Raw genomic sequence first — 15,998 nt, forward strand, 5'->3', positions numbered from 1 at the left:
TAGTGTCTCATATGTTACTTAATATTGAGCGGTTGTTACCTCTTGCACGTAGTTGTGGTTTTGACATCCATATTTCCAGGTGCAAGATATGAGTCAAACAAGATATTCCCAGTGGCTGGTCTTGTTCCAGAAGCTTTCAGGTTATCTAAATTTTCTAGTTTGAAGTTTTTTAGGATAACTTTTTCACCATCTGCCCGTTCAAAAGTGATTTCCAGATTACTGCCATTCTGGGTAAGCAGCAGATTTTCGGCAGTCAAGTTAAAACCTTGGAATTTGATAGTATCCACTTCGGCAATAACTGCTGCTGTTAGGTTTGTACCTTTACCTACACCACCAAAATCGATGATGGTATCAGTGTCCTCGTTTAAGTAATCGATGTTATAAACAAATTTATCCTTACCACCGCCACCTGTCAGGGTGTCGTCGCCTTCGTTAGCTGTGATGGTATCATTACCTGCTTTAGCGTTAATTGTGTCCGCGCTGTTAGTACCCAGTAGGGTATCATTACCGTTGGTTCCAATGATATTTGCCATAACTTCTATCTTCCTGAATCGATTTTGAATATTCTTTACATTATTTGGGGATAACTGTATATATAAATACTTATTTTTATGTATGTAATCCTGACATTTTTATATTGATTACAGCGATGTCCGAGTTGGGCTAGGCCTAAGGGATGACAAAGATTAAGCCATGCCTGCGGTTCTTGCTAGCCTACGCTTGGCATCATTCTACAATAGCTCTTTGGGACTAAAAATATGAATGCGATCGCCTAGCGTCTAAGAGGATATTTGCTAAGACTTAGTCAAACAATAACCGAAAAGAAAGATTTTCTTCTTAGGGCAATTCATGAATTACCCTTACAGCTCAAATATCGTGTCAATATTGACTCTAATTGCATTACCTCAATGGGTTTGAGAAGATAATCGTTAGCACCAGCTTGCAGAATCGAAAGTTTATCTTCTGAAAGTTCACTAAAGCCCATCATTACCACCTGAATATCTTGCAAAGAAGGCTCTTGCTGGAGAATATTTAGCAAATCCCAGCCATTAGCATTACCTGTTAACTGGACATCCAAGAAAATTATATCTGGTTGGAGATTTTGCACCTCTTCCAAAAATTTATTTCCGTTATCTATCCACTTAACTTGGTAGCCAATTGTCTGGAGATAATCTTGCAATACTATGCCAGAATTTTCCTCTTCTTCCACAAGTAGAATCATTTGATTTTGGGGGATAGCTGGGCAGGATGTTGCTTCCTCATCTCCCTCATCTTCCGGATGCACTGGATTTGGTAGAAACAGAGTGAACTGACTACCCTTTCCCAAAGTCGATGTAAAAGTCACATCTCCACCATGCAAATGCGCTAATTTGCGTGTTAAAGCTAAACCCAAACCAGTGCCTTCATACTGCCGATTTAACTGACTGTCAAGCTGTTTAAACGGTTCAAATAGAAATTGAAACTGATTTGAGTCTATACCAATTCCAGTATCTGAAACTGTAAACGTTATTCCTTGCGGTACTTTTTTGACTACCAACGATACCTGACCGGCTGGGGTGAATTTAATCGCATTGGTGAGCAGGTTGAGTAGCATTTGCTTGATGCGTCGCTCATCAGCAATGCAAATATCCGCTTCTAAGTCAATTTCATGTGTGAGTTGTAATCCCTTTTCTAAGGCGCGATCGCGCACTGTCCATATGGCATAATTACATATCTCTAATACTGGTAAAGGTGACAGCAACAGTTCCTCTTTGCCTGCTTCTACCTTAGATAAATCAAGAATATCGTTAATTAGTGTCAGCAGATGTTCACCACTACTATATATACAATTTACATATTCGTTCTGCTTTTCATTGAGAGAGCCAACTATTTGTTGTTGCAGCAACTGCGACAAACCCATAATTGCATTCAAAGGCGTCCGTAACTCATGGCTCATGGTTGCTAAAAATTCACTTTTTGCCCGATTGGCAGCTTCTGTTGCTTCTTGAGAGGCAAGAAGTTTCAACTCTGTTTGCTTGCGTTCAGTAATGTCCTCAATCATCGCTAGAAAAAACTCAGGTTCACCATTGCTGCCTGGTATAACAGAAACAGAGATATGAGTCCAAACTAAGCTACCATTTTGATGCAGGCAGCGTCTTTCGATCTCAATCCGATGTCTTTCGACAACCTGTTCGTGATGTTCAGAGGGTTGGAAGCCGACCCTCGAAGTTCTCTCTAAGTCTGTGCGAATTCCTGACACCAGTTGTTTGTAAAGTTTTAAATCCCCCTTTTGTGTAGAAATATAATCTGTAAAGCGCTTGCCGTATAGCTCCTCTCGGCTATATCCTAAAATCTCGCACAGTGCCAGATTAGTATCGACTATCTGCGCTTTCATATCTATAAGTCCAATGCCGATAGAGGAACGCTCAAAAATCGCCCGGAATTGCGCCTCACTCTGTTGCAGTGCTGACTGTATGACGTTTCGCTCACTCGCTTCTATAGCCAGCGTCACGAAATCCGCAATCGAGCCAGCAAAAGTCTCTTCCTCCAAAGTCCATTGGCGAGCTTTGCCTATGTGTTCGTAACACACTACGCCCACCAAATGTCCTTCTAGCCAAATTGGTACATCTAGCAGGGATGTGATACCCAACACAGAAAGATAAGACTCGGATAATTCTTGGATTCTTGTATCGTTTCCGGCATCATGTACAACAATGCTACGTTCCTCTTCTAAAGCCTGGAAATAAGCTAGATAATTTGTTTTTAAAAGCGAGTTACCAAAGGTATGCTCCTTAGTGCTGACATCATATAAATCGATGCATTCAATTTTTGAACGTTCTTCATTATATAACCACACCCCAACTCGCTCGACTAACAGCGTCTGAGCAGCAGTTTCTGTGATTTCCCTTAACGCCGCATTGAGATTACCTTGCTGAAATGTCTTGCTCCTTGCTAGTTGCACCAGCGTCTGGCTTTGTTTTCGCCGATTATTTTCTTTGATTTGTAAAGCCTCTTGAGCCTGGTTGTGCTCTGTAATATCTCTAACTGACATCACCTGCATTAGTTACCCTCAAGAAGAAATAATTTTGCCTTACAGTTCTACGCAAAAAGTAGAACCGTCTTTGTATAACTACAATTACTTCATCGGGTTTTTCATAACCGGAAAGTATTTTTTTTTATAATTAAATCTTAGAATTCTGGATAACAAGTTTAAACTAAATTTTGCTAATCACTTCTATTACATTATGCTAGTGATTTTTGCCAGGGTATAATTAGCATTTAAAATAATTCCACTATCAAGTAATTCCACTATCAAGTAGTATAGGACTATTATTTTATTTGTGAAATACACCCGACAAAATTACTTAAATTTTTCAAAAAAATTTACCATTCCTATATATAAGATTCGGATCTTATTTTTGAAAGACACTTAGGGGAGGCAATGCCCACCCTACACTTAAGCTTCAAATATACGGAATTTTTGAAAAATAAAACGTCTCACGCCACTTGCTCCTAAGGGTAAACCCTATGCGCGGCATCGTCTCCCTTCACTACAAGACGATGCCGCGCATGGCAGAAGACCGCGCTGACTCATAATTTGATTGAGGTTTGAATCCCCATCAAAGTTGTCCCAATCCCTAATTCTTAATCCCCAGTTCAATTTCTTGCTTAGTGCTGACTACGAAAACACTCTTGATTCTCCTAGAGAAAGATGCCTAAAGACTTAAATTTTGTCAAAATTAAGGTGACGGCAGCTTTTGTGGAGGTGGAGCGATGACGGATAGTAATGTGAGAATTGTTTCCCTGATTCCGGGCGGAACAGAGATTTTAGCGACACTAGGGTTGGTTGATGCTATTGTGGGGCGATCGCACGAATGCGATTACCCTCCAGAAATCCTCAATCGCCCGATTTGTACCCAAGCACGCTTAAACTCCAATGCCTCCAGCAGCCAAATTCATGATGATGTGAACGATTTATTGCAATCTGCTCTCAGTATTTATCAAATCAAAACAGATGTTTTAGAGGAGTTGCAGCCTACCCACATTCTCACGCAAGACCAGTGCGATGTTTGTGCTGTCAGCTTAGAAGAAGTTGAAAAGGCAGTTGCTACACTCATTGACAGTAAACCCCAGATTATTTCTTTACAACCCAATATTCTCCAGGATGTTTGGGCTGACATTGAGCGAGTCGGCAACATCTTTGGCGTAGACTCATTAAAAGTCATAGAAAATTTAGAAGCTCGCGTCAAAATTTGTCAACAAAAAATCCAAGGACTTTCTTTAAATGAAGTGCCTAGTGTTGTTTGTATAGAGTGGACTGATCCTTTGATGGTCGCCGCGAATTGGATTCCGGAATTAGTTAACTTAGCAGGAGGACACTCTCTATTTTGCGTTACAGGTCAGCCTTCTCCGATCTTGCCGTGGGAAACACTATTAACAACTAATCCAGATGTAATTGTTTTTATGCTTTGTGGCTTTGATTTAAATCGGACTCGCCAAGAAGCCAATTTGTTAACTCAACGCTCAGACTGGGAAAAACTGCACGCTACCGAAACTGGTAGGGTATACATCACTGATGGCAATTCTTATTTCAATCGTCCAGGGCCACGACTGGTAGATTCTCTAGAAATTTTGGCAGAAATTTTGCATCCAGAAATTTTTCAATACGGCTACAAAGGAACTGGTTGGGAAGCTTTGTAATTTAGCTGAATGTGAAAACTAGATGATTTAGTTACGGTGTTTGTTCAGAATCTGTCGATGGTTCATTGTTAAATAACAGCAGGCGTGCAGCGAGGATGGCAAATCCCACAGCAGCGATCGCTTTTAACAAGCGTGTAGGTAATAATTCTGCTACTGCTCCCCCTGCTAATGCTCCCAAAAGGCTTGTCAACAGCAGTGCGCCTGCTGCACCAAAAAATACTGCACGCGGAGAATTACAACGCCCTGAAAGTGCGATTGCTGCTAGCTGACTTTTGTCACCCAATTCTGATAAAAAAACTGTAATAAAGCTCAGTCCTAAAAGATGCCAATCCATATAATTAAGGGGGAGAGTGGGGGAGATGGGGAAGCAGGGGAGGCAGGGGAGGCAGGTAGAGAATAACTACTAACTCGTGTACAGACGCGATTAATCGCGTCTCTACTCCTAACTAACCTTGGAATACATCCCAAAACAGCATCAGGGAAATCACCAACAACATCACGCCTGCTGATTTTTCTATAGTTTTCGGGCTGAGTCGGGTGGCTATCCAACTACCTAAAAGCACACCTAATAAGCTAGTGGTTATCAGCGCAGCCGCTGATCCGACAAATACTACCCACGGCGAATGAGATTCTGCACTCATTAACAGAGTGGATAGCTGAGTCTTATCTCCAATTTCTGCTAGAAAAATGGTTACAAAAGTTGTACCAAAAACTACTAGCACTGATTGCTGCTTTTGAGGACTATCGGCAACTACAGGCTGAACTGGCTGGGCGATCGCCGGAATGAAGTTAAAATCAGTGCTGTCTTTCAATTCTAGCTCAATCTCAGTCTCAGATATGCCAGAAATGTCCAAAGGAGCAGAGTCAAGTTTCACGGGCAGTAGTTTTGTTGTGAGGTTGCTTTCATATTTCTATCATATTCTCAGATTGTTAATAAATTGCAACTTTACAGATAAATATAAAAAAATGATCGGGCGTCTTTGCGTCCTTGCATACTCATCACAGCCCAACAGCTTTATTGAAGCGTAGTATTTCCAGACTGCGATCGCCATATACTCCCTCTATTTGCTGGCGACAGCAGTCAATAGCAAAATCGTTGACTTCTTCTGGTTCAACCCCATACATATCTTGAAACACTTCTGATTCCACACGGCAGAAGCGAGGACGATTAGGGTAGATGCGACATTCTCGCGTGGTATGGTCGAAATTAACGCACCATCCCCCTTCACCTACCATGCTGAGGTAGAGTTCTAGTTCTGGTGGTGAGAGATACTCATCCAAATCTGGACGCTCTGCTGGATCAAGATTACAGCAGGCTCCACATTGCTTTACACATTGCCAAGTTGCCATTTTGGATTAGGGAGTGGGGAGTAGGGGATGAGGCGAGTAACGTATCATCTAGAATCGGTCACGGTCTTTGACATTGGCTTTAGCAAGATGCTCCATGATAACCTACTTTGAGGAAGTTGCAGGCAGCACGAACTTAGTTTTCAAAGCTTCCCTGCACGCTGCATTGGGAGAAAAAGTGGGATTGATCACAAACGCGGCTCCTACATCTATCAGCTACTCAATCACTTTCCCATAGATATGTTCCTATTTAATCGCTTCCTCCATTCAATAATTCGGTTTGTGCTAGTCAGTGTGATGACGATCGCAATGGTGCTTGGTTGGAGTGCGATCATTCACAGTCAACTGCCTTCCTTACCTACCGCAGCCTCCAACGATCCGCACCAGCCACCTAGTGGTGTTACCCGCCTCGGTATGTATGAAATTGCCTCTGTGTATTCACCCTTAGACAGAGACTTATTGTTTGAGATTGTCTCTCCCACTGTTTTTAATCGTAGCCAACCGCCAGACGGATCTCTTCCAGTAGAGGTACGTGCCGAAGAAATTACACAACGGCTGATGCGAGCGCTCGACCGAACTAACAAAGCTAAACAAACTCCTTTGGTTTCTATTGCCATTCTGAATCAGGATTCAATCCTCCAACTCAGTGACGATCAAACGACCCGTCCTTTAAGGCTGGTGACTGTAACAGAGCCAGATGCTGACTACCACGGGAAAACTCTGGAGGAATTGGCGCAAGAGTGGCAAAAAATATTACAAGCAGAAGTGGAACGCATTAATACATTCTTCTCGCATAAGGTATTGTGGCAACGGATTGGACAGGCACTGCAAATCAGCATCGGCTTAATGTTGGGGAGTGTTGTGTTGTGGTTACTGCGGCGAACTCTAATTCGCAAACAGACGGCATTGCAAGTTAGCCATCAAGAGCAGATAGCTGCGGTAAAACAGGGTGTGGTCAAGCGAACTGAGGCAGAAACATCCACAACTATTGACACAATAGAGACCAGTGAAAAGAAAACAGATGCAGACACGATCGCCGATGGGCGATCGCAGTTTCTAGACACGATCCGGCGACAGTTCAGCCTCAAGCGCCAACTGGGGATCTATTCTCTACTGACATGGCTAGTGTTTTGGGCATTTATTCTGATGTGGTACATCGGGATTGTGGTGATCATGTCTCGCGTCCCCTACCTCATGAAATGGTGGACGCAGGCTTTAGCCAGGCCCCTGGCGCTACTGATTCTTTGGTTTTTCATCAGTCTTGTTATTCGGATCGGCAAAACCTTAATTGACCGCCTCACTGATGTCTGGACAACCCATTCCTCTCTGCCTTTGAGTGAAACTCAACGGATTGCGCTACGAGCTGCAACAGTTTCCGGGGCACTCAAAGGATTAATCACCTTTGTTTTCATCACCTTGGGTATCTTGCGGTCTCTAAACATGTTTGATGTGCCCACCAGTTCAATTTTGGCAGGGGGTGCTGTCATTGGTATCGCCATTTCTCTTGGTTCCCAAAGTTTGATTAAAGATTTGGTCAATGGCTGTTTGATTTTGATGGAGGATCAATTTGCTGTGGGAGATGTAATTGAGATTGGGGATAAAAGCGGACTGGTGGAAAATCTCAACCTGCGGGTAACTCAACTACGTAATAACGAAGGTAAATTAATTACTATTCCTAATAGTAATATCACCAATGTCAGCAATCTCACTCGCCTCTGGTCACGGGTAGACTTTTCTATTGTAGTGGCGTATGAAAACGACCCAAAGCAGGTTTTAAAGATTCTCAAGCAAGTATGCAAACAATTGTATAGCGAAGTAGAATGGCGCGATCGCCTGCTAGAATCGCCCCAAGTGTTGGGGATTGATGACCTATCCCACATGGGTATGTTAGTGCGCGTCTGGATTAAAACCGCACCTATGGAACAATGGAACGTTGGGCGAGAGTTCCGTCTACGGGTACGGCAAGCCTTTGAAGCTAACAAGATTCAGATTGACGCAAATTGAAGATTGTCAGCCGGAAATGAATCACTTATCATAACTGCTAAAACCAAGCTTTCACGCCTTTTGGTCCCTCACACTTGCTTATTAAGTTTAATTCAGTCAGACGATTTACCATTAAAAATAGATTGTCAAACATTTGTTGACGTTGAAAAACGAAAAGCGCAGAAATGATAAAATTCTCCTACTGCTGATTGCGATTGGCAAAACTTTTAAGAAGTTTTTGCGTCATGTGTCATATTTGATAACGCTGCATATACCTCGCGAACCTTTTTATGTTCTTTGCTACCCCAGTTTATTGAGCCGATACGTAACATCCACTCATTAGGGCACAATGTCTGAGAAGTCCCCTGGACGATGCTTATTCACGAAATAATCAGCGTTTGAGACATTGTGCTTTAACTAAAGAATGCAGGTTTCAGCTTTCTCGGCTACCTTTTAAGACATCCTCTCAGTGCCTTCCAAATTGGATTGTTTGTCCAGATAGCAACTAATTCTTACAATCCTGTGAACCCCCCGTGTAAACAATCGATTGGTAGCGTCCTTGGTCTGTTTGGATTGTTACACAGTAGTTGGTTTTGCCTTCTAGCCAGTAGCTGTAGCCCGAATCATCACTCTTGACCCATCGATAGCCCCGTTCTTTCACTGTGTTTTCTGCCTGTCCTGCCCTTGCCCCCACTAAATCACTCAACCGAGGAACGGTAGTACCTGCTTCAGGCTCACGCCTAGCAGCAGCCCTACGATTTCTGTTACCTGAGTTTTGTCTATTATAAGCTGTATCCCAATAGACAAAAATCGACTCAGTGGCGAGGCGATAAATCTGTCCCTTGTCACCCAGTCCAGCTTGTCGATAGGCAGCATCACCATTTTGATCGCGATAATTGCCGGGTCGATTACCCTCAGGGAGTAGGTCATAGCGACGACCATTTTCCAGTTCAATGCTAACCGCACCCTGCCGTTGGGAAAAGGTACACGGACCAGAGGATGTGGCGCGGTCTTCTCCTTTTGGGAACACATCGCAACGGGCATTCACGGTATCGGCTTTGACGGATATAGGAAAACTTAAAGAAGCGATCGCCAGTACTACCGCTAAAAACAAATTTGAAGATTTAATTACCATAAAACTTCTGAGTTATGACAACGAAGATGACATTTTATATTATCCTCTAGATGTGTGTTTCTAGTTGACATTTGCAAACCCTTCTTAAACAGACAAGGGGGACAAGGGAGAAATTAATTTCCAATGCCTAATCCCCTATTTTAGTTTTTTATGTCTTTTCTTATAATTTTGTTAAGTAAATTAAATCTAATAGGCCATTGCCAGATATGATCGATTGCGGGTTTTATAACTAAGTTATTGAATTTTTCAAGACAATTGGGAGGAGAACAGGAAAAATGTTTGACGCTGTGTCTGACTTGTTTAACGCTTTTACCAGTATCAATTGGGAAGTGATTTTCCAATTGCTGTCCGTGGCGCTAATTGTGATTGCTGGGCCAGCAGTAATCTTTGTGCTGGCATTTCGCAACGGCAACCTTTAACAGTGCTGAGTACTGAGTGCTGAGTACTGAGTGAGAAGAAGTGTGAAGTGTTGAGTAGAAGAAAATTTTGGAATTTAAAACTCATAACTTATAACTCATAACTCATGACTCAGCGCTCAATACCGATAACGCCTGAAGGGCAGCTTGGATAATATTGTCATACTGTGGTTGAGAAATATCAACTTCTTTGGCGTTTTGACGATTAGTGCCTAGCAAACCGATTGTATGTCCTGGCTGCATGGCTAAGACTTTGCCTTCAGAATTTTTAATTCTTAATTCTGCTTGAATACCGTTTTTATAGAAACCACAAGTATAATGTCGCTGGTTATATTCAAAAGTTGTGCTTGATGGGGTAGGTGGCGAAGCAAAAAATTGTTGAAGCTGAATTGGCAGTCTGACTCCTATTAACTCTAGCTCGATGGTAGTGTTACCGTTAAAGTAATTTTCTCGCAGTTTGTAAGCGACATCCACTCGCGGTGGTAAGCGGAAATAGTCGCCCCAACGCCAAGCGATCGCTTTAATTCTATACTCCTGATTATCAATAGTTTGGGCAATTGTCAGTTTGATGTGACCTTTACCAACAATTTTTTGCTCAACCACTTGAACATTAGGTGTCCAAAAAACTGGATCAGGGTTGTCCATACCGCAGGGGTGTAGAGCATTAAGTTGTTGGTAAAGCTGCTGATTAATTTGATTGAGGTTGACTTCGGCATCAATTTTGAGCAGAGGCTTGAGATGCTGGGGTTCAAGACACTGGTTAGCAAACTCAATCAAACGCGATCGCAACACCTGTAAATTCTCTGCTGCTAGAGAGAATCCCCCGGCTGCTTTGTGTCCACCAAATTTAGCTAGTAAATCGTGACAATATTCCAAAGCTTCAAATACATGAAACTCTGGAATTGAGCGTGCTGAACCGCGTATATGTTTTTCATCCTCATAGGTACCGATGAACACGGGAACGCCATAACGTTCTACCAACCGGGAGGCGACAATACCAATAACGCCGTGATGCCAATTGGGTTGAACTACAACTAATACACGGTCTTGCTGTAGAGACGTGATATATTGTGTTTCTACATAGGCGATCGCTTCTTGCTCAATTTGCTCACACATTAGCTGGCGAGAGGCGTTGATTTGTTCGCACTGCATTGCTCTTTCTAGCGCCACCCCCATATCATCCGTAGTTAGCAATTCAATGACAGTCTGGGGATTACCAATCCGACCAATAGCATTAATTCGTGGCCCCAGGCGAAACCCGATATCTTCAGGCTTGAGCGATTTTGGATTTGAGGAGTTAGGAATATTAAATTTTTTTTCCCCTGCTCCCCTGCTCCCCATCTCCCCATCTCTCCTCGCCTGCACGCCACCTACCTGAATCAACGCCTGCACCCCAGCCAAGTTGGATTTGGGTAAATGCTGTAAACCACGTTTTACCCAGCGGCGATTTACACCAGTTAAGGGAGCTAAATCTGCGATCGTTCCCAGTGTAAATAGTGCTAGCATCGGCTGGATCAACCCCTTAGTCTCCCCTAACTGTTGTGCTAGAGACACTGCCAAAATGTAGGCAACACCAACACCAGCAACACCCCGATAAGGTGAGGATTCGGCTATTAGTTTGGGATTAAGAATAGCGTTTGCTGGCGGTAATTTTTGGGGGATATCGTGGTGATCGGTGATAATCACTGCTAAACCAAGTTCTCTAGCTCTAGCAACTGGTTCAAACGCAGATATGCCATTATCTACAGTCAGAATTAATCCTACACCTTCGCTGTGAAATTCTTCAACTATGCGTTTATTAATACCGTAGCCTTCATGCATCCGGCTGGGAATAGCATAATCTACTTGTGCGCCTAAAGTGCGGAGACTACGTAAAAGTAGAGCAGTGCTAGTCATACCATCAGCATCGTAATCACCACAAATAGCAATTTTTGTTTGAGAAGCGATCGCATTTTGCAACAACTCCAAACTAATCGCCAAATCTGGGAATTCTTCCAACGGCGAAGGTAAGACTAAAGACTCTGGCTTTAAAAATGCTTGTACCTGTTCTGGTGTTTCCATACCCCGATTAATCAGCAGCTGACTGATAATGGGGGAAATATTTGTCAAAACCGCCAGCTTTTGGGCAAATTCTGGTTTCTGCGGATAAATTTGCCAGCGCTGATTAGGTAAGCGCCTGCTAGGTTTTGAAAGTTCAGATATAGGTCGGTCTAGCACAATAAAAGTTAGGAGTTTTTAGTTATGAGTATTGAATTGAAAGTTGTTTCTCAACTCACAACTAATAACATTATTTACTATTTAAAACACTTTTATCCATAATATATAACAAGCGATCGCCCGGAGAGTGCCAAGTCGGACGGAGTTCAAGTCGCAATGTGAAGGGTTAAAAGTTATTTCTTCCCCTTTCCCTTTTAACCGAACCGTATTGACCTTACACCCTCATGACATCTTATCCGTAAATCTACAAATGATTATTAAAACTCCCAGCTGATAGAGCCAACAATTGTTAAGGGGTCACCTCTATTGATACCGACTCGACTGTAGGAAGCATCTGCATAGTCAATATCAAAGAGGTTACGAATGTTGATCGCACTCTTAAAACCTCCTCTGCGGTAATAAATTGCTGCATCGGTACGTAAGTAATCATCTAATTGAAATGAGTTATCTAAATCTCCTTCTCGCTCACCCACATAAAACAATCCTAGACCAAATCCCAAACCTTCTAAATCTCCTGTTTGAATTGTATAGGTTGTCCAGAGGCTGGCTTGATTCTCTGGCACATTTGACAATCGGTTGCCGACTGGAGTAATGTTATCTTCAGTGACTTGGGCATTAGTGTAGGCATAAGAGGCAATCACCTTCAGCCCTTGGAAAATCTCACCTGCAATATCCAACTCAATCCCTTGACTCCGTTGCTCCCCGATTTGAATGGAAAACTGAGGGTTATTGGGATCGGTAGTCGTAATATTTGTTTTGGTGAGATGATAGGCTGCTAGGGTAGTCGAAAGCTTGCCGTCAAGAAAGTCAGTTTTAACCCCAACTTCATACTGGGTTCCTCTGGTTGGCTCAAATAGTTCACCATTTGCGCTGCGTCCTCCGGTTGGTACAAAAGAGCGACTGTAGCTGGCATAGAGCGAAACCGTGTTATTGGGTTGATACAGCAAGCCGATACGAGGGCTGAAGGCACCATTATTCTCTACTACCGGATCAATTCCGTCTCCAAATGTATTATTCTCTGATGAAATCCAATCGTATCGACCACCAATTAGAAGTTTCAGGCTGTTACTAAACGCAACCTGATCTTGAAGGTAGACCCCATAAGATTGAGTTGTGCCAATGCTGGCTTGAAAACTAAATTCAAAATTTGGTCTTGGAACATTGTAGTTTGGGTTAAAAAGATTTAAAGGAGGCACATCGTTACTGAAAACTCCTGGTTCGCTGGGTACAACAAGACGATTGGCATCGAAGCCCACTAAGAGTTGATGTGTAATTGATCCGGTATTAAACTTCCCAAGTAAGTCAATCTGCCCAAAATAGTTGTTGAACTCATAGCCACTATCTTCTCCATAGACTGTAAAGCCTGTCAAAAAGCGATCGCCCTCTAGTCCGCCAGCATAGGCTCGATTGTCACGTTTGATATCATCAAGAGAGATAGCGATATTATTACGAATTTGCCAATTATCGCTAAACTTATGGTTTAGGGTGTAGCCAAACTTTTGAGTTGTCACCTCTAATAAATTTAAATCAGGATAGCCAGTATAAAAACTCCGAGGTGTAAAGCTACCATTGCTCAGAAGCGCAATCGGTGCATTGGGAGGATTGGCGAGGAGGTGAGCGTACTCGTAATACAAATTCAGACTTGTTCGATCTCCCAAATTCAAGGTAATTGATGGGGCGATGGTAGTTTGTTCAGTGTTAGCAAAATCTTGATAACTCTTTGCACCTTGATAACTGGCGATGAAGCGGTAAAGCAGTGTGTTATCTTTTGTCAGAGGGCCTGATAAATCGATGCTGGGCTGATAAAAGCCATAACTTCCCGCCTCAAATGCCAGATTGTAATAAGGTTGACTCAAGGGTTGTCGGGTGATTATGTTGATAATTCCACCAGGCTCTACTTGTCCAAATAGAACTGAAGCGGGTCCTTTGAGCACTTCCACCTGCTCGATTGTGCCGATGGGTGTCAGACCGAAGTAGCCAACATCTTGAAAACCATTGCGGAAATTACCGTACTGCAAAAAACCTCTAATAATTTTGCCTCCTGAAAGCTCACCAGCGAATGTGCTTGCGGTTTGAACAACACCACTGACTGTTTCTATTGCCTGGTCTAAACTTCTGACGTTGCGATCTTCCAGCACTTGTCGCGGCACTACCTGAATCGATTGGGGAATATCGCGTAAGGGTGTATCCGTCCGCGTTGCAGTGGAAGAATTCGGTACACTATAACCATCTTGCTCCCCTGTCACCACTAACTCAATCGGCTCATCACCTTGTGTCGATGGTGTCTGCTGCGGTGTAGAGGGTGCTGGTTTTTCTTCGGTTTGCGGTGTTTGAGGTGGCTGCATTGCAGTTGCTGTAGTTGCTACTGCAAAAACTAACCCTGCATCATCATCAAATAACTCAACCGTAGGTAAAGCCTTCTCACCTACTACCGTCACCCGCACAGTATTTGCATCAATATTCGTAACTGTTACTTGGGTAATTCCCGCAACTGGTTTATCAGAACGAAATGTAAAAGCATTGCCGTCAGTTAAACGCAACTGCCCACCTGAGACATCGACAATAAAATTATTACCTGCACTGCGATTTGTGACTTGCAGTTGAGTCCCAACAGGTGTCTCTAAAATCACCTCCACACCTTTGTCTGTGGGATTAGCTTTTACCCCCGTAATTGGTATAATATCCCCCTGTTTCTCTCCTTGTGAAGCAGGGGCGGAAGGAGGATTAATCGGCGTGGGCGACTGCACTAGTAAATGTTGAGCGCTGCTGAGAGGAATTTCTAACTTGCTCAGTTGCCGGATTTTTCGATGACCACGCTTCTCCTTCAAAAGAGAGGCTTTTTGAGTATTATTTTCAAATTTCACCTCTGCTGAGGCTACTTGAGTTACTAGAGTGCCGATCATTCCCACTAAAGTTGCTGCCAGCCATAAAGAGATATTAAACTGCCGACTTTTCATGCCACTCCCCACACAATTTTGATTCCAAGGCTTATGCAGATATTTATTAATTGCCATGAAGCTTAGTCTAAAGTGGCATTTGTAATTATGTCTATTGCAAAACGGCATTTCAACTGCAAAACGGCATTAGACTCCGAAAATATTTTTTTTCCCTGACAAACATTCTCTAGGTGTAATTCCAAATTTTCTTTTAAAAACAGTAGCAAAACTTGCTGGCTGGGAATAACCAATCAAATTGGCAACTTCAGCAATACTCAGCTTCCCCTCTCGTAAAAGCTGCTCTGCTTGTTTCATACGTTGCTCAGTCAGATAACCAAACACTGTTGTATTAAATAATTCTTGAAACCCATAACGCAAAGTGCGCTCGCTCACTCCCACCATTTGCGCCAATTCTAGTAACGATGGTGGATTATCTAGACGGGAGAGTAAAATGTCCTTGGCATGGTAAATTCGGGTAATAGTTTCAGGCTTGAGTCGTGGCGAGCTTTGCACTCCATCTCGATCCACTAGCAGAGGAGTTAACTGCAAGCGGATCAGTTCCAGCACTCTTACCTGCAAATACATCAACTTGGTGATTCCTTGATAGGGACAATAGATGATTTCTCGTGCTACAGAGTTGACAGCACTAGTCTTTTTAGGCTCTAATATTGTCTGCCAATCATTACCTTTCGCCAATAGGCTGAACTGGGAAGGAATTTCGCCACCTGCTAACGGGAAAAAGGTTCCCAATAACTCAGGTGGCATATGAATATTAACGCCTACACTCCGTGGTTTTGGAGTCATCGACATCCATGAGCGTTGAACGCCGCCACCAGAAATCAGTGTATTGTTTGCGTTATTTCCTAAAAGCAGGACAGCAAATTGCAGTGGATGATTCGATTCAGGAACTTTCATCGATATATCATCGTAATATTCACAATCCCCAATTGAAAGCAACAGTTGGGGATACACCTCAATATCTCGCCCATAGCCTTTGCCTAGTTGCTTGGGTACTTGACAATAAGATTCAAATGGCTCTGATGAGTTTTGCAGGCTGTTTTTGTCAGCTTCAGCCCACCATTCATCCCATTCTGCTATTGTGGGGGTAATTGTCATAGTTGGCGACTAGTAGATAGTAAAAATAGATGTTAATTAATTTCAATAATTTTACCGCGATTTATCCCTAACTATTGACAACAGCACAACTCAACATATATCATTGGCACTCTCACGCACGACTCAGGATAGGCTTTGTGATTGCAGATATATGCAGCAAAGCAGGGT

Annotated in this window: 12 protein-coding genes; 3 read left to right on the plus strand and 9 right to left on the minus strand. The window is 42.8% G+C overall.

Annotated features, from left to right (window positions below; genetic code table 11):
* Positions 1 to 35: 35 nt before the first annotated feature.
* Together V7L29_RS31380 and V7L29_RS31385 are read right to left on the minus strand one after the other, a co-directional pair.
* Positions 36 to 533 (minus strand): hypothetical protein, encoded by a 498-nt coding sequence (locus tag V7L29_RS31380; RefSeq protein WP_334737941.1) that lies wholly within the window; start codon positions 531 to 533, stop codon positions 36 to 38.
* Between the two features lie 314 nt (positions 534 to 847).
* Positions 848 to 3,040 carry a hybrid sensor histidine kinase/response regulator gene (locus V7L29_RS31385; RefSeq protein WP_334737942.1) on the minus strand — a complete coding sequence of 731 codons (2,193 nt, stop codon included), beginning with the start codon at positions 3,038 to 3,040 and terminating at the stop codon, positions 848 to 850.
* A 713-nt stretch (positions 3,041 to 3,753) separates the two neighbouring features.
* Between V7L29_RS31385 and V7L29_RS31390 the strand changes: the two genes are divergently transcribed.
* Positions 3,754 to 4,680: a cobalamin-binding protein gene (locus tag V7L29_RS31390; RefSeq protein ID WP_334689133.1), complete on the plus strand. Its 927-nt coding sequence runs from the start codon at positions 3,754 to 3,756 to the stop codon at positions 4,678 to 4,680.
* A gap of 31 nt (positions 4,681 to 4,711) precedes the next feature.
* Here the strand turns inward: V7L29_RS31390 and V7L29_RS31395 are convergent, their stop codons facing one another.
* The 3 genes from V7L29_RS31395 to V7L29_RS31405 form a co-directional block, all read right to left on the minus strand.
* The gene (locus V7L29_RS31395; RefSeq protein WP_323201043.1) at positions 4,712 to 5,014 is read right to left on the minus strand and encodes a TMEM165/GDT1 family protein; all 303 of its coding nucleotides are present in this window, start codon (positions 5,012 to 5,014) and stop codon (positions 4,712 to 4,714) included.
* A gap of 112 nt (positions 5,015 to 5,126) precedes the next feature.
* Positions 5,127 to 5,555, minus strand: coding sequence for a TMEM165/GDT1 family protein (locus V7L29_RS31400; protein WP_334689132.1), 429 nt, complete (start codon positions 5,553 to 5,555; stop codon positions 5,127 to 5,129).
* Positions 5,556 to 5,679: 124 nt separating this feature from the next.
* Positions 5,680 to 6,030, minus strand: coding sequence for a YkgJ family cysteine cluster protein (locus V7L29_RS31405; protein WP_334689131.1), 351 nt, complete (start codon positions 6,028 to 6,030; stop codon positions 5,680 to 5,682).
* 237 nt (positions 6,031 to 6,267) lie between these two features.
* Between V7L29_RS31405 and V7L29_RS31410 the strand changes: the two genes are divergently transcribed.
* Positions 6,268 to 8,031, plus strand: a complete 1,764-nt coding sequence (locus V7L29_RS31410) for a mechanosensitive ion channel family protein (RefSeq protein ID WP_334737943.1) — start codon at positions 6,268 to 6,270, stop codon at positions 8,029 to 8,031.
* Positions 8,032 to 8,515: 484 nt separating this feature from the next.
* Here the strand turns inward: V7L29_RS31410 and V7L29_RS31415 are convergent, their stop codons facing one another.
* Complete coding sequence (locus V7L29_RS31415; RefSeq protein ID WP_334737944.1) at positions 8,516 to 9,145, minus strand: hypothetical protein; 630 nt, start codon at positions 9,143 to 9,145, stop codon at positions 8,516 to 8,518.
* 275 nt (positions 9,146 to 9,420) lie between these two features.
* On the opposite strand from V7L29_RS31415, the gene psb30 reads away from it, so the two are divergent.
* Positions 9,421 to 9,564: a photosystem II reaction center protein Ycf12/Psb30 gene (psb30, locus tag V7L29_RS31420; RefSeq protein ID WP_069068686.1), complete on the plus strand. Its 144-nt coding sequence runs from the start codon at positions 9,421 to 9,423 to the stop codon at positions 9,562 to 9,564.
* 102 nt (positions 9,565 to 9,666) lie between these two features.
* On the opposite strand, the gene V7L29_RS31425 is transcribed toward psb30, so the two are convergent.
* The 3 genes from V7L29_RS31425 to V7L29_RS31435 all read right to left on the minus strand — a co-directional run bounded on the left by V7L29_RS31425 (position 9,667) and on the right by V7L29_RS31435 (position 15,830).
* The gene (locus tag V7L29_RS31425) at positions 9,667 to 11,778 is read right to left on the minus strand and encodes a single-stranded-DNA-specific exonuclease RecJ (RefSeq protein ID WP_334737945.1); all 2,112 of its coding nucleotides are present in this window, start codon (positions 11,776 to 11,778) and stop codon (positions 9,667 to 9,669) included.
* Positions 11,779 to 12,035: 257 nt separating this feature from the next.
* The gene (locus V7L29_RS31430) at positions 12,036 to 14,792 is read right to left on the minus strand and encodes a TonB-dependent siderophore receptor (RefSeq protein ID WP_334737946.1); all 2,757 of its coding nucleotides are present in this window, start codon (positions 14,790 to 14,792) and stop codon (positions 12,036 to 12,038) included.
* Between the two features lie 69 nt (positions 14,793 to 14,861).
* Complete coding sequence (locus tag V7L29_RS31435) at positions 14,862 to 15,830, minus strand: AraC family transcriptional regulator (protein ID WP_334737947.1); 969 nt, start codon at positions 15,828 to 15,830, stop codon at positions 14,862 to 14,864.
* Between the last annotated feature and the right edge of the window lie 168 nt (positions 15,831 to 15,998).

Source organism: Nostoc sp. (assembly GCF_036916575.1).
Lineage (GTDB): Bacteria > Cyanobacteriota > Cyanobacteriia > Cyanobacteriales > Nostocaceae > Nostoc.

Coding starts and splice junctions, on each gene's coding strand:
- V7L29_RS31390 (WP_334689133.1), top strand. CDS start 3,754: ATGACGGATAGTAATGTGAGAATTGTTTCCCTGATTCCGGGCGGAACA.
- V7L29_RS31380 (WP_334737941.1), bottom strand. CDS start 533: ATGGCAAATATCATTGGAACCAACGGTAATGATACCCTACTGGGTACT.
- V7L29_RS31410 (WP_334737943.1), top strand. CDS start 6,268: ATGTTCCTATTTAATCGCTTCCTCCATTCAATAATTCGGTTTGTGCTA.
- V7L29_RS31385 (WP_334737942.1), bottom strand. CDS start 3,040: ATGCAGGTGATGTCAGTTAGAGATATTACAGAGCACAACCAGGCTCAA.
- psb30 (WP_069068686.1), top strand. CDS start 9,421: ATGTTTGACGCTGTGTCTGACTTGTTTAACGCTTTTACCAGTATCAAT.
- V7L29_RS31435 (WP_334737947.1), bottom strand. CDS start 15,830: ATGACAATTACCCCCACAATAGCAGAATGGGATGAATGGTGGGCTGAA.
- V7L29_RS31415 (WP_334737944.1), bottom strand. CDS start 9,145: ATGGTAATTAAATCTTCAAATTTGTTTTTAGCGGTAGTACTGGCGATC.
- V7L29_RS31430 (WP_334737946.1), bottom strand. CDS start 14,792: ATGGCAATTAATAAATATCTGCATAAGCCTTGGAATCAAAATTGTGTG.
- V7L29_RS31395 (WP_323201043.1), bottom strand. CDS start 5,014: ATGGATTGGCATCTTTTAGGACTGAGCTTTATTACAGTTTTTTTATCA.
- V7L29_RS31405 (WP_334689131.1), bottom strand. CDS start 6,030: ATGGCAACTTGGCAATGTGTAAAGCAATGTGGAGCCTGCTGTAATCTT.